Source organism: Nocardia sp. CA-135953, from assembly GCF_050955735.1.
Classification (GTDB): Bacteria; Actinomycetota; Actinomycetes; order Mycobacteriales; family Mycobacteriaceae; genus Nocardia.
In genome coordinates, this window is record NZ_CP192082.1 from 5,527,740 (window position 1) to 5,541,687 (window position 13,948).

Below are 13,948 nucleotides of genomic sequence, written 5' to 3' on the forward strand. Positions count from 1 at the left end.
CCGATCCCGGTGCTGCTGCTGTCAGTCACGATCGTCCAATATCCTGCTTCGATTTGCGGTGCGTGCGGTGCCCTTCGTGGTTACGCAAGCTGCCTGCTCCGGGCCCGTCGCACACATCACGGGGTGTTTCGGATCACCGACCTACTTGGTGGCCTTGTCGTAGATCACCGCGACGGAACCGGTGTTCGCGGTGAACAGTTCCTTGTCGACGGTCTTCCAGCCACCGAGATCGGCAATGGTCCACAGCTTCTGCGGAGTCGGGAAGTCCTTGGCGTAGTCGGCGGCCACCTTCGGGTCGACCGGGCGGAATCCCGCCGAGGCCCAAGCCTTTTGGCCCTCGGTGGTGAACAGGAAGTCACGGAAGGCGTTCGCCGTATCCAAATGCTTGCTGTTCTTCAGAACCGCGACCGGGTTTTCGATCTTGAAGGTGGTCGGCGGCACGATGTGCTCGATCGGATCGCCGTTGCGCTCGGAGAAGATCGCCTCGTTCTCATAGCTCAGCAGCACGTCACCAGTGCCCTGCAGGAAGGTCTCGGTGGCCTCACGGCCCGACTTCGGCTGCACCTGCACATGCTCCTTGGAGATGAGCTGGCTCAGGTAATCCAGACCGGCCTGCGGGTTCTTGCCGCCGTCGCTCTTGGCCGCATACGGCGCGAGCAGATTCCACTTGGCCGAGCCCGAGCTGAACGGGTTCGGGGTGACGACCTGAATGCCCGGCGCGAGCAGATCGTCCCAGTCCTTGATGCCCTTCGGATTGCCCTTGCGGACCACGATCGCGACGACCGAGCCGAACGGAATTCCCTTGGTGGCGTCGGCATTCCAGCTCGGATCGACCAGGCCGGCGTCGACCAGGCGGGTGATATCGGGCTCGACCGAGAAGTTGACGATATCGGCCTCGGCGCCGTCCTTGACCTTGCGGGACTGATCGCCGGAGGCGCCGTAGGAGCCGTTGATCTGGACGCCCTTGCCCTTATCGGTCTTGTTGAACTCCGGGACGACCTTGTCGAAACCGGGCTTCGGGACGGCGTAGGCGTAGAGGTTGAGGGTGCCGCCGCTTCCGTCCGGCCCACCTCCGCCCACGGTGTCACTCGCTCCACCACCGCACGCGGTGAGCACGACGGCGGCGACGGCCGTTAGCGCGGCGATCACCGGGCGACGGTGCAATCGGGAGGATCCGAGGAGCAAGGACCTGGGTGACATGGGTGGAACCTTTCCTATGCGCTCCGCCGCGACGTGGACTAGTTGTCGCGGCGGTAGAACTGCGGCGCGACTTGTCGACCGAAGGTCGGGATACGGACACTGCTGCGAAAAAGTTTGCGCGCCAGTCTAGAGAAAGATGGGTGCGCAGCAGCGCCGGCGCCGATCAGCGACAGAGAATGTCCGCGACCGCGAGATTGCCGACAGCGATCAACGCCAATTCATGGCGGACCCGCGGGACGGCAATCGAAGACACGGGCAGACTGTATCAGAGGAAACGTCACCAGTTCGAATCAACGCTAGCTATCCGCTTGCAGGCGGCAAAAACCGACAAAGTTCCTGGAAGAGGGGGGTTTCATCCCATGACTACCAGCCCGGACCGCGTACGCACCCGGTTCCCCGATATCAGCACTCGCGCGTGGGAGCATCCCGCCGACCGAACCGCGTTGGTGACGCTGCGTTCGCTCGCCGGGTTCGACACCGTTTTGCGAACCTTGTCCGGATTGCTGCAAGAACGCCAGCACCGCCTGCTGTACCTCGCGACCGCGGTCCGGGTGGACGAGCGCCAGTTCCGTTCGCTGCACCAGTTGCGTCACGACTGCGTGGAAGTCCTGGACGCGCGCATCACGCCCGAGATGTTCGTCTTGCAGAGCCCGCACGTGAATGCCTTCACGATCGGCATGGACCAGCCGTTCATCGTGCTGACGACCGGGCTGATCGATCTGATGGACACCGAGGAACTGCGCTTCGTCGTCGGTCACGAACTCGGGCACGCGTTGTCCGGGCATGCGGTATACCGCACCATGCTCATGCATCTACTGCGCATTTCGGCCAATCTGGGCTGGATGCCGGTCGGTGGCTGGGCACTGCGCGCAATCGTCGCCGCACTGATGGAGTGGAGCCGCAAGTCCGAGTTGTCCGGCGACCGGGCCGGACTGCTGTGCGGTCAGGACGTCGAGGCGTCGGTGCGGGTGCATATGAAGACCGCGGGCGGCACCTGGATCAAGGAGATGAATCACGGCGCGTTCCTGCAGCAGGCCGATGACTACGAGCGCTCCGGCGATCTGCGCGACGGTGTGCTGAAGCTGCTCAATCTGGAACTGCAGAGCCATCCGTTCTCGGTGCTGCGAGCCGCCGAACTGCGCCGCTGGATCCAATCCGGCGAATACAACCGGATGCTCGGCGGCGACTACCCACGCCGCGAACACGATAAGCACACCAAGATCAGCGATGAGATCAAGGAGGCCGCGCGCACCTATCGGACGAACTTCGACCAGTCCGAGGATCCGCTGATCCGCACCGTGCGCAATCTCGGGCGCGATGTCGGATCCGCGGTGAGCACGGTCGGTCAGGAGGTCGGCGAGACGGTATCCAAGATCGGCAAGCGGTTCAACGACTGGCGCACCGGCACGGACCGGGAATCGGACGAATAGCAACCGCTCTCGCCAAGCCTCAGGTCGGAATGCTCGCCGGTGTGTGTGCCGGCTGGAACGCGCCGGAGGTGTGCGACTGCTCGGCCCTGATCACGTGCGTCACCGCATTGATCAGCGCCAGATGGGTGAAGGCCTGCGGGAAGTTGCCGAGATGACGTCCACTGCGCGAATCGATCTCCTCGGCATAGAGTCGCAGCGGACTCGCGTAGCCGAGCAGCCGTTCGCACAGATGCCGGGCCCGCTGCAGTTCACCGATCTCCACCAGTGCCGACACCAGCCAGAACGAGCAGATGGTGAAGGTGCCCTCCGCGCCGGTCAATCCGTCATCGGTGGTTTCGGTCCGATAGCGCAGCACCAGGCCGTTCTCGGTGAGCCGGTCGGCGATCGAGAGCACGGTGGCGCGCACCCGATGGTCGGTGGGCGGCAGGAAGCGGTTCAGCACCACCAGCAGCAGTGACGCGTCCAGGGTGTCGCCGCCGTAGGTCTGGGTGAAGACACCGTTGGCATTCACGCCGTTGGTGAGGATATCGGCCTTGATCTGGTCGGCGATGGTATACCACTCGGTGGCGCGCTCGTATTCGCCGTGCAGTTCGGCCAGCTTCGCACCGCGGTCCAGCGCCACCCAGCACATCACCTTCGACGAGGTGAAATGCTGTGGCTCACCACGCACTTCCCAGATGCCGCGGTCGGGCTCCTGCCAGCGCGCGATGGTCGCCTCGACCTGGCGCTCCAGCAGCGGCCACAGCGACTCCGGCACCTGTTGGCGGGATTTCACGTGCAGGTACACCGCGTCGAGCATGGTGCCCCAGATATCGTGCTGGTCCTGGTTGTACGCGCCGTTGCCGATGCGCACGGGTTTGGCGCCGTCGTAGCCGGTCAGGTTGTCGAGTGTGGTCTCGGTGAGGTCGCGCTCACCGCCGATGCCGTAGAGCACCTGCAGCGGAACGGGTTCGCCGTTGTCACCGGTGGTGGCGTCGTTGAGGAAGGCGAAGAAGTCGTTGGCCTCGCGGTCGAGACCGAGGGTGTACAGACCCCACAGTGCGAAGCTGGAATCGCGCACCCAGGTATAGCGGTAGTCCCAATTGCGTTGTCCGCCAGGGGTTTCCGGCAGTGAGGTGGTTGCTGCGGCCATCAGCGCACCGGTCGGCGCGTAGGTGAGTCCCTTCAGCGTCAGCGCACTGCGCTGTAGGTAGTTGCGCCACGGATGATCCGGGAAATCGCCGAGGGTGATCCACTGCCGCCAGCATTCGGTGGTCTGCCACATCTTCTGCGCCGCCTCTTCGAAGGTGCGCGGTGCGGGCAGTTCCGACCAGGTCAGCGCGACGAACACCTCGTCGCCCTCCTTCATCCTGGTCCTGGCACGGGCCTCGCGGCCCTCGAGTCCGAGCCGCAGGTCGGTGGTCAGCACCAGCGTCGGGCCCACGCTCGGGTCGGTGGTGCGCACCGCGGTGGCCTCCTCGTACACCTTGCCGGTGTACTCCCAGCGGGCCGGGGCGCGGTGGTAATCGAAGGCGGGTTCACAGCTCATCTCCAACTCGACCGTGCCGTTCACGCACTTCACCGTGCGCAGCAGGACGTGCTCGGCGTCCCAGTCCATCGGCGTGCGGCGGTGCGTTTTGCTGCGCTGATCGTTGTTGTGCCAGGGGCCGAGTACCAATGCGTCACGCACGATCAGCCAGCCGGTCTCGGACTGCCAGGTGGTCTCCAGGATCATGCCGCCGGGCAGATACCGTCGCGCCGCGGGCACATTGACCCCGTACGGGCCGATCCGGAAATGACCGGCACTGCGATCGAGCATCGCGCCGAAGATGCTCGGCGAATCCGGCCGTGGCACGCACATCCACTCGACGCCGCCATTGCTGGCGATCAGACAGCTGGTCTCACAATCGGACAGGAATGCGTAATCGTCGATCGGCGGATAGGTGGCATGCTGACGCATGTCACTCAGCTGACTGAGCACGGGCAGGTCGGCAAGTTCTTCTACGGTCAGATCATCGGAAGACGCCATACCTCATCTTCGGTCCGTCTGCCCGCGTCGTCCACCGAGCGCGCCGAAACCCGGCCCCCACGCGGTGCCGACGGCGCGGCGAATTCAACACGGCTAGGCTGGTGCCGTGCATCAGATTGCAGGGTGGTGGGACGGCTTCGAGCTGTGGGTCGCGGGATTGCCGTTTATCCCGCAGTTCATCGTGGTGTTGGTCGGCATGGTTCCGGTCAGCTTCGCCATCGCCTACCTGCTGGACCGACTGCTGCGGGTCTCGCTGCAACTGCTCGGCCGTAATCGCGCGACCTCGACGCCGCTCACCGCCGAGGATGTGGTGGGTCCCGAGCCCGCCCTGATGCCCGAGCCGATCGCACCACCGGTGGTGCGCGAGACCGCGCAGAGCGGGGCACGTTGATGCCGCGTTCCCGCGTCCAGCTCGCCTTGATCGCCCTGCTCGTGCTCGTCGTCATCGCCTGGCTCGTCACCCGCTAGCCGAGTCGTCCGCACCGGTCGCTTACTGCTCAGCCGACCTTGGGATGGCTCGACTTAACACAGCCCGTATCGCGCTCTGGATTGCGTACGGTCCTCCCGATGCGGTCACCCCGCGACTGGCTGAGCGGCCACACCGCGATCTGTTTGTGCGGCACCCTGCGTCCTGCTGACGTGCCCCCGCCGCGACTTGCTTACGCGGCCGCGCTGATCCCATCGGCCTCGGCGCGCAGCCCGCGCAATCTACCGAGTTGCACATCGAGGTCGGCGATGCGTTCCTCGCGGTGATCGCCGTATTTTCCGTAGGCCACCTCCGCGACGCGCAACCGTTCGTCGGCGGCGCGGAGTACATCGGTGGCGATATCGGTGAAGTGATCGCGCAGCGTGCGCTGCATGGCGCGCAACCGATTTCGCGATTCCTTACCGACCTGGAAGATCACGTCGTCCATGAGTCTGGCCACCGAAACCTTGGCCTCGGCCTGGCGGCGCTGCTTGCGTGCCTTGCGGTCGTCCCACAGCGCATTCGCGCCGAGCAGCAGCGCGGCGGCGGCCGAATACCAGTTCACCAGTGGCATTTTCAGCAAACTGGTGAGCACACCGACCATGAGCAGACCGCCGTAGGACCCGCGCATGACGGTCAGGAATTGGCCGAGCACACCGGCTTTGCCGCTGGTCAGCGGATCCAGCGACGCGACATGGTCGAGCACTTCACCGGGATTTTCCAGGCGTAGGTCCGGTAGCGGCGGGGTGCGGTGATCGGCGGGGAATTTGGCGGCCACCTGTTCGGACAGCTCCACCACCCGGTAGTGCGCCACCACGAAATTCTCTTCGACGGCCTCGCAGATGCGCGCATCCAGATCCGCGCCGAAATCCTGCCAGCGGCGGGCCGGATCGGTGTTGGCGATCTCGGCCTCGGCATCGCGCACCAGACTGCGCAGCCGGTGCCGCAGGTCGTGTTCGATATCGGCCATCAGCTCGGTACTGCCGTCACCGAGGGTGACCTGCCAATTGGCCGAGCGCTGCCGCAGTTGGTCGGCCTGGTCGCGGGCGGCGACGAGTTGTTCGGTGATCTCCACCCGGCGGCGCGGATCGCGCAACGCCTCGGCCTCGGTCCGCAGGGTCACGGCCAGGTGGTCGGCAACCAGACGGATGTCGTTGGCCGCGGCTTCCAGGACCAGGCTGTCGGCCCTTGCCAGCACATAGTCACGCAGGTGGTCGACCAGTTGGGGTACACCGGATTCGATATCGCGCTGATAATTGCCCGCCTGCAGGTGCAGCAGCGCGGAGACCGGCGCCACCGCGAAACCGAGACCGGCCGCGTCCAATAGCTCACGATTGCGCTGCTGGGTGTGCTGCCAGTGCGGGTGCAGGTCGATCTTGTTCAGCGCACAGATGACCGTCGGACAGAGCTGCTGGATTTGCTCGAGGTAGCCGATCTGTTCCGGGCTGAACTCGGATCCGGCATCACCGACGTAGAGCACGGCATCCGCGGCGGCGATCATCGACCAGGTGGTGTGATCGTCGCCGTCGCCACCTGGTGCGTCCATCAGGACCAGGCCCTCGGCGAGCAGCGGGCTCGGCTCGGTGAATTCGGCGCGGATCACCCCGTCGGCGGCCAGCGCGGGCCCCGGGTCGAGCGGATCGACGGGCTGGCGTTCGATCCGGCCCGCGCCCAGCGATTTCACCAGCACGGCGGTCGGCTCCGGTCCGAACTCCGCGATCACCGGAACGCTCAGCGCACTCTCGGTGGCGCTCAGCTGCGCCCCGATCAGACCGTTGACGAGGGTGCTCATACCGTTCTTCGCGGCGCCGACGACCACGAGGCGCAGCCGGGTGTCACCGACCCTTGCCCGGACCATACTCAGTCGGCCATCCAGGTCTTGCCGCCCCGCGGAGCGGGTCATCTCCTGCAGTTGATCGAGAATTCCGATCACTGGCGCCATCGCCGCCGGATGTTTCACCGTGGCGGCCTCCAGCCCAGCTGCGGCAGACAACCGCTCCTCCTAACTGTCGTACGAATATCGCGTTCGACGATGACATGCGCCGGCGCGACGGATGCGCGCGACCCCCGTGCGGCTCCTAGAACAGGTTGATATCCAGGCCCGCTACGAAGTGGTGGCCGTCGTCCACACCCGGATCGGGCAGCAACGGGGTGGACAGCCCGGCCGCCATGAGGGTCAGTGCCGTGTGATCGGGCTCGTATACCGGGTGCGCGAAATCGGCCGGATCACCGAGGTCGGCGGCGATCGGGTGCGCGGGCGGCGTCATCGGGGTGACCGGTGCGGGCATGGTCGGCGCGGGCACATGCGGCTGCTGAGTCGGGATCGGCGCCGGGGAGTGCGCGGTCGGGATATCGATGTCAGGGGTCGGCTGGACTGTCGGGGCGGAGTGGGTCACTGTCGGCACCGAGACGGTCGGGACGTCCACGGTCGGGTCGTCGATGTCCGGCTGGGTGGTGTGTGTGTTCGGGGTGGTGCCGCCGTTGTGACCGGTGCTGGTTCCGCCACCGTTGCCGGCGCTCGGGATCGTCACATCGTCGTCCGGAATCGTCGGCGTCGCGGTGTGGGTCGGCGCGTGCGTGGTGGGAGCCTGTGTGGTCGGCGCGTGGGTCGCGGTCGGGATCTTCGTCGTCCCCGTGGCATCCGTGTCCGGAACAGCGGTGTGGCCGGGCTTGGTGCTGCCCGTATCGGAGGTCTTGGTCGGATGCCCGGTGGTGTTGTCGCCGGGGATCGGCACTGTCTTGGTGACAGTGGTCGGCGTGTTCGTCAGAGGTGTCGTGGTCGAAGACGAATCGTCGACCACGACCGGATGCTTCGCAGGAACGGGCCTCGGCTCGAACAGCGCGGGCACCGTCGCGGCGGGCGCGGTCAGCGGCGACGGACCCGCCGGGGCGACGAGGACATTGGCGACCGGGGTGCTCGCCACATCCGGCTGAATCGTGGTCTGCAGTGGGGTGGCCGCAACCGGCGCTGCCACCGCTGCGGGCGCTACGACCGCAGGGGCCACCGCTGCGGGCGCGACGGCTGCGACCGGAGCGGGCAGCGGCGCCGCGAACGGCTGCCCGGGCTGCACCGCGACGGGCTGCACGGCCGAGTACTGCGGGACGGATCCACCCACGGGCTGGGCGCCGACCGGGTTGACCGTGCCGTTCGTGCCGGCATTGTCGAGGCCGGAACGTCCGGTGGCGCCGGCGGTTTGGCCGAGCCAATCGGAGTACTTGTCGATATTGTCGCCGACCCGGCCCCGCCCGACCTCTACCTTCAGCGCGCCCTCGACCTCGACCTTGGACTGTGTGGCGAGGAACACCCCGTTCGGGCCGGCACTGAAGTTCACTCGGAGTTCGGTGTGCACGCTGAAACCGGCTTCGGCATTGATGAATACGCCGAGAGCATCCGGGCTGCCGACACCGTGGTACATGTCGGCACCGTGGTACATGTCGGCACCGTGGAATGCGTCGCCACCGTGGAGCGCGTCGTTGCCATGGAACAGCTCACCACTGCCCCCGGTCGCACCGCTGTGAAACATGTTGCCGCCGTAGAACGGAACGTTGCTCGCGACCGCATCGCCGTCGTCGGAGTTTTCGGCATCGCTGCTCACCGACTCGCTGATGGCCGTCCCCGACGTCGGAACACGGGGCAGGGTGAAGGGATTCGAACCCGGGGCGAGCAAGCCGTTCGGGCTGGGGAGATTCGGGCTGGGGAGATTCGGGCTGGGAAGGTTGAAGCCGTGGCCGCCCTGACCGAGGTCGAGTCCGGGCACGTTCCCCAAGCCGGGCACGTGTCCGGTACCGAGATCGAGGCCGGACTGCGGTGAGTCGCTGTGTAGATCGAGGCCGGACCGTTCGCTCTCGGTTCCGAGCGCGAGGCCGGGCTGATAGCTGCCGTACCCGGTGTTCTGCCATGGCTGCGGTGAATGCTGCTGCGGCACAGGCCCGATGTACACACCCGAATTGGGCACATTGGGAATGGTGAAGGGCGCGTTGACGCTCACATCGCGCGGGGTCGGCGTCGACGAATGCAGTGGTGCGGGCGGTGTCGCATTCGGGTCCGGATCCGGGAAGGTGACCACGGGACTCGGCACATCCGCATCGGGGTCGCGGGTGTAGGCCGAAGTCCAACTGTCGAGCCGTTGCCCGCCGGGATGTACAGGTGCGGTACCGCCATTGGCGGCGACCAGCGCGCCGCCGGTCACATACGCGCCCGCCCTCGCTACCCGCGCGACGCCGGTGGCAACGCGATAGGCGGTGTCGCCCGCACGGTCGTCAGCGTCGGTGGCATCGCTGTCGAAGGGCAGGTCACTCGTCATGCAAGCTCCACTCTCAGGTTTCCAGCATCCTCACCACGCCGGGCAGACCGAGTGAAGATCACCTAACGATATTCCGGAAAACCCAACTGTCACATTCTGCGGGTCCGCAGAGCATACGACTGTGACGAGCAACATAACCTTGCCATCGGAGAAACCAGAACGGAAGCCCCGCTTCTGCGGGCATCCGAATCGAGGGCCGGTGTTGCCATCGGACCTGTTCGAGCGCTCCGAGCCAGCGCCACGCCGCGGCCCCGAAACCGTGTCGACGAGACTAGCTCGTCGACGGCCACGCGTACAGCCCGAAGTCGGTGCGCCGCAAGAGATCTCTAATAATTGCTCGAGAGATGGTGAAGTTCGGCTCCCTACCGTCGGTCTCGCCGGGACGAACCGCACCGACCGGATGGTGGCACCCGTCTGCTGGTGCGCAAATCCGAACGAACAGGCTGAGCTCAGCTGATCCAGTCCCGCAGCGGTGCTGTGTCGAGCGTGACACCAACTGGGAGGGGTAGCGTCACCTCGAGCCCGACGACATACCGGTGCACGTCCAGGTATCGGCCGTTTTCCGGCTTGCTGTACACCACAACCTCGGCTGAGTCCCGGTCGATGAGCAGATAGATCGGGATTCCGGTCTCGGCGAAGGCCGTGGGCTTGTCCACGCGGTCACGTTGGTTGGTATCCGAGTCCCACGACGTGACCTCGACGGCCATCAGCGCGGCATGAGCCGACGCCCACTCTCCTTGTCCCAAGAACGCGTCGATTGGTGCAAGTACGGCATCTGGGCGTGCGCGCCCTTTGCGGTAGGCGCCCACCTCCAAGCCCTGCACTGCAAGATGTAGAAACAGACGAGGACTCAACGGCATAAGCGCGAGAAGCAACCAGTGCAAGATCCGGTTGTGCTCAGCATCGGGCACCGGTTTGACTCCCAGTCGTCCGCCGATCAGTTCGACACGCATACCTTCGGTCTCGCGTTCGACCGCACGGGCGATCGCCTCGAACTCGGACGTGAGGATTGGGTCCTCGTGCACTGCCGTCACCGCCCACCTCCCCGGTTTCTGCCGACCCGACAATGAATCCTGCCTCATAGCCGTCCCCGCTGAGGCATTATCTCCCGGTTTTCCGATCGACGCCCGAGCGGCTTCCCCCTACTTCTGCCCCCTCGGCTTATCGGAGGCCGCGTCGGAGGAGAGGGCGGCTACGAAGGCTTCCTGGGGGACGTCCACACGACCGATGGTCTTCATGCGCTTCTTGCCCTCCTTCTGCTTCTCGAGCAGTTTGCGCTTACGGCTGATGTCACCGCCGTAGCACTTGGCGAGCACGTCCTTGCGGATGGCGCGAATGTTCTCGCGGGCAATGATTTTCGAGCCGATGGCGGCCTGGATGGGCACCTCGAACTGCTGGCGCGGAATGAGTTCGCGCAGTTTGGTGGTCATCTTGTGGCCGTAGGCCTGCGCGGCGTCGCGGTGCACGATCGCGCTGAACGCGTCCACCGCCTCGCCCTGCAGCAGGATATCCACCTTGACCAGCGCCGACTCCTGCACACCCGACTCCTCGTAGTCGAGGCTGGCGTACCCGCGGGTGCGCGACTTCAGCGAATCGAAGAAGTCGAAGATGATCTCGGCCATCGGCATGGTGTAGCGCAGTTCGACTCGGGTCTCGGACAGATAGTCCATGCCGCCGAGCTCACCGCGCCGGGCCTGGCACAGCTCCATGATCGAGCCGATGAATTCACTCGGCGAGATGATCGTGCACTTGACCACCGGCTCGTACACATGCCGGACCTTGCCCTCGGGCCAGTACGACGGATTGGTGACGACGTGCTCGGCCCCGTCCTCCATCTCCACCTTGTAGACCACGTTCGGCGCGGTCGAGATCAGGTCCAGATCGAATTCGCGCTGCAGGCGCTCGCGGGTGATCTCCATATGCAGCAGGCCGAGGAAGCCGCAGCGGAATCCGAAGCCGAGCGCCACCGAGGTCTCCGGCTCATAGGTCAGCGCGGCGTCGTTGAGCTGGAGCTTGTCGAGCGCGTCGCGCAAATCCGGATAGTCCGAGCCGTCGACCGGGTAGAGACCGGAGTACACCATCGGCTGCGGCTCGCGATAGCCGATGAGCGGTTCGCTCGCACCGCCGCGCGCGGAGGTCACGGTATCGCCGACCTTCGACTGGCGCACGTCCTTCACGCCGGTGATCAGATAACCGACCTCGCCGACGCCGAGGCCCTGGGTTGGCTTGGGCTCCGGGGAAACGATGCCGACCTCGAGCAACTCGTGTGTCGCGCCGGTGGACATCATCTTGATCTTCTCGCGCGGAATGATCTTGCCGTCCACCACGCGAACGTAGGTGACCACGCCGCGATAGGTGTCGTAGACCGAGTCGAAGATCATGGCGCGCGCGGGCGCGTCCGGATCGCCGACCGGCGCGGGCACCTGCTTGATGACCTCGTTCAGCAGCTCGGTGACCCCGACACCGGTCTTACCGGAGACCCGCAGCACGTCATCGGGTTCGCAGCCGACGATATGTGCGATCTCGGCGGCGTAGCGGTCCGGATCAGCGGCGGGCAGGTCGATCTTGTTCAGCACCGGGATGATCGTCAGATCTTTGTCCAGCGCCAGGTACAGATTCGCCAGCGTCTGCGCCTCGATGCCCTGCGCCGCGTCGACCAGCAGCACCGCGCCCTCACACGCCTCCAGCGCGCGCGACACCTCGTAGGTGAAGTCGACGTGGCCGGGCGTATCGATCAGGTGCAGCACATAGTCGGTGCCGTCGACCTGCCAGGGCAGCCGCACATTCTGTGCCTTGATGGTGATGCCGCGCTCGCGCTCGATGTCCATCCGGTCCAGATACTGGGCGCGCATCGCCCGCTCCTCGACCACACCGGTGAGCTGCAGCATGCGGTCGGCCAGCGTCGACTTGCCGTGGTCGATGTGCGCGATGATGCAGAAGTTCCGGATCCGGGCGGGATCGGTGAACGTGGTGTCGGCGAAGCTGGCGGGCACTCCACTCCTCATGGGTATCGGCAAACTGCCATCCATCGTCCCATGGGCGAGGTAGCGGCATTGTCAGCGGTTCACCGTTCCGCGTTCTGTACCACTTTTCAGCCGCGGTAGCCGGTGCCGGGAATGCGGAGCGTGTAGTCGGCGCACAGATAGGTCTCGGGTACCTGCTCGGTCACCGGCACCGCCAAATAGTCGTCCTTGGTGCGGACCGCGAGGTACTGATCCTTGGCATCGCGATGACACCACATGCCGGTGAGGCCGTGGCCGTACGGCGAGTAGTCGGAGAACAGGCAGGTAATGCAGGAGAGCAGGCGAATGTCGTCCGGGAACTGTTGTCCGAGCCGGAACAGCGCGTCCTCGAAGTATCTGTCGGTGCGCTGGTAGGTCAGCCCTTCGATCTCGATGGCGAGTTCGAGCGAATCCCCCGCCCCATCGGGCGGCAGAGTCAGCCGGAAGTGGATCACACCGGGTCGGCGCTGGTCGTGCACCTGGACCGAGCAGGGCAGTTCGCCGGAGAATGCGCAGCCCGACAGGACATCCCACTGCTCGACGGGCAGTCCGGCCCGCAGTGCGGCGCCCTTGTCATAGGGGCCGAGCGCGTCGAAGTCCGGGCCCGCCACCGGAACGCCACGGATCACTGTCCGGATATCGAACCGGTTCGCACCCCAGTGCCGTGATGGCCCGAGCCGCCACATGATGCGCTCGGTGCCGTGATCGTCGGTGTAGGTTCCCGGAAAAACCTGCGGCTGCACAGCTGGATCCTTCTTCCACGACGAATTGCCCGACTCTAACGGAGAGTTCGCCGTATTTTCGGCGGGTGGAGAAATTGGTTTTCGTCCTGCGCCGATCCGATGCCGAGGCGACCGAGTCGTGGTGCGAATCGCTGCGTACCACGGTGGCCGCGCAACTGGTCGACCTCGGGGTTGCGGGTGCCACCGTCTATGTCCGTGATGCGGCGGTGCAGGCCGCGCTGATGCGAATGGTGACGCTCGACCCGCCGATCGCCGCGGCGGTCACGGTCTGGGTCGAGCAGAGCTACGGTCCCGCGGCCACGGCCGCGGCGGAAATCCTCGCCGACTTCGCGACCGCAGCACACGGCTACCTGGTCACCGAGTCGGTGCCGCTGCGGCTCGACGATTCGGTCCCGACCCGCACCGAGGGCTTCGGCAACCTCGCCTTCCTGCGTCGGCCCGCCGAACTCACGCAGGCGAATTGGCTGAGTGACTGGCAGGGACGACACACCGCCGTGGCCATCGAGACGCAGTCGACGTTCGGCTACACGCAGAACGTGGTGGTCCGGGCGATCACCCCGGACGCGCCCGTCATCGATGCCATTGTCGAGGAACAGTTTCCGGCCGCGGCGCTCACCGATCCGCTGGTCTGGTACAGCGCGCGCGACGCGGCCGAGTTCCAGGACCGGGTGCGGCGCATGCTCGACTCGGTCGCGCGGATCGGTGCCGATCGCGACCTCGATACCGTCTCCGCCAGCAGATATCCAGTGCTGCAACCGTTTTCGACACGGACAACGCAGCGGGCCGGCGCATGAT

The 13,948-nt window shown here is 65.7% G+C and carries 11 protein-coding genes; 3 read left to right on the plus strand and 8 right to left on the minus strand.

Annotation, left to right across the window (positions count from 1 at the left end; all coding sequences use genetic code 11):
- Positions 1 to 141: 141 nt before the first annotated feature.
- Both ACQPXH_RS25505 and ACQPXH_RS25510 read right to left on the minus strand, forming a co-directional pair.
- The gene (locus tag ACQPXH_RS25505; protein WP_433599026.1) at positions 142 to 1,200 is read right to left on the minus strand and encodes a sulfate ABC transporter substrate-binding protein; all 1,059 of its coding nucleotides are present in this window, start codon (positions 1,198 to 1,200) and stop codon (positions 142 to 144) included.
- Between the two features lie 163 nt (positions 1,201 to 1,363).
- On the minus strand, positions 1,364 to 1,453 hold the full coding sequence (locus ACQPXH_RS25510) for an Ms4533A family Cys-rich leader peptide (RefSeq protein WP_433599027.1): 90 nt from the start codon (positions 1,451 to 1,453) through the stop codon (positions 1,364 to 1,366).
- 106 nt (positions 1,454 to 1,559) lie between these two features.
- On the opposite strand from ACQPXH_RS25510, the gene ACQPXH_RS25515 reads away from it, so the two are divergent.
- Positions 1,560 to 2,630: a M48 family metallopeptidase gene (locus ACQPXH_RS25515; protein ID WP_433599028.1), complete on the plus strand. Its 1,071-nt coding sequence runs from the start codon at positions 1,560 to 1,562 to the stop codon at positions 2,628 to 2,630.
- 19 nt (positions 2,631 to 2,649) lie between these two features.
- On the opposite strand, the gene ACQPXH_RS25520 is transcribed toward ACQPXH_RS25515, so the two are convergent.
- Positions 2,650 to 4,638, minus strand: coding sequence for a glycoside hydrolase family 15 protein (locus ACQPXH_RS25520; protein ID WP_433599029.1), 1,989 nt, complete (start codon positions 4,636 to 4,638; stop codon positions 2,650 to 2,652).
- Between the two features lie 106 nt (positions 4,639 to 4,744).
- Between ACQPXH_RS25520 and ACQPXH_RS25525 the strand changes: the two genes are divergently transcribed.
- Positions 4,745 to 5,029, plus strand: coding sequence for a hypothetical protein (locus ACQPXH_RS25525; protein ID WP_433599030.1), 285 nt, complete (start codon positions 4,745 to 4,747; stop codon positions 5,027 to 5,029).
- A 268-nt stretch (positions 5,030 to 5,297) separates the two neighbouring features.
- On the opposite strand, the gene ACQPXH_RS25530 is transcribed toward ACQPXH_RS25525, so the two are convergent.
- The 5 genes from ACQPXH_RS25530 to ACQPXH_RS25550 all read right to left on the minus strand — a co-directional run bounded on the left by ACQPXH_RS25530 (position 5,298) and on the right by ACQPXH_RS25550 (position 13,153).
- Entirely contained in the window at positions 5,298 to 7,097 is a 1,800-nt protein-coding gene (locus ACQPXH_RS25530) for a hypothetical protein (protein WP_433599032.1), read from the minus strand.
- 85 nt (positions 7,098 to 7,182) lie between these two features.
- Positions 7,183 to 9,408 (minus strand): hypothetical protein, encoded by a 2,226-nt coding sequence (locus tag ACQPXH_RS25535; RefSeq protein WP_433599033.1) that lies wholly within the window; start codon positions 9,406 to 9,408, stop codon positions 7,183 to 7,185.
- 449 nt (positions 9,409 to 9,857) lie between these two features.
- Positions 9,858 to 10,442, minus strand: coding sequence for a Uma2 family endonuclease (locus ACQPXH_RS25540; RefSeq protein WP_433599034.1), 585 nt, complete (start codon positions 10,440 to 10,442; stop codon positions 9,858 to 9,860).
- Between the two features lie 108 nt (positions 10,443 to 10,550).
- The gene (lepA, locus tag ACQPXH_RS25545) at positions 10,551 to 12,413 is read right to left on the minus strand and encodes a translation elongation factor 4 (RefSeq protein ID WP_433599035.1); all 1,863 of its coding nucleotides are present in this window, start codon (positions 12,411 to 12,413) and stop codon (positions 10,551 to 10,553) included.
- A gap of 86 nt (positions 12,414 to 12,499) precedes the next feature.
- Positions 12,500 to 13,153, minus strand: coding sequence for a DUF6304 family protein (locus ACQPXH_RS25550; RefSeq protein ID WP_433599036.1), 654 nt, complete (start codon positions 13,151 to 13,153; stop codon positions 12,500 to 12,502).
- Between the two features lie 65 nt (positions 13,154 to 13,218).
- Between ACQPXH_RS25550 and ACQPXH_RS25555 the strand changes: the two genes are divergently transcribed.
- Positions 13,219 to 13,947, plus strand: a complete 729-nt coding sequence (locus ACQPXH_RS25555; protein ID WP_433599037.1) for a hypothetical protein — start codon at positions 13,219 to 13,221, stop codon at positions 13,945 to 13,947.
- The last annotated feature ends 1 nt before the right edge of the window (position 13,948 follow it).

What these genes read in the sequence shown, in the direction of transcription:
- ACQPXH_RS25520 (WP_433599029.1), bottom strand. Translation starts at nt 4,638, where the DNA reads ATGGCGTCTTCCGATGATCTGACCGTAGAAGAACTTGCCGACCTGCCC.
- ACQPXH_RS25515 (WP_433599028.1), top strand. Translation starts at nt 1,560, where the DNA reads ATGACTACCAGCCCGGACCGCGTACGCACCCGGTTCCCCGATATCAGC.
- ACQPXH_RS25505 (WP_433599026.1), bottom strand. Translation starts at nt 1,200, where the DNA reads ATGTCACCCAGGTCCTTGCTCCTCGGATCCTCCCGATTGCACCGTCGC.
- ACQPXH_RS25535 (WP_433599033.1), bottom strand. Translation starts at nt 9,408, where the DNA reads ATGACGAGTGACCTGCCCTTCGACAGCGATGCCACCGACGCTGACGAC.
- lepA (WP_433599035.1), bottom strand. Translation starts at nt 12,413, where the DNA reads ATGAGGAGTGGAGTGCCCGCCAGCTTCGCCGACACCACGTTCACCGAT.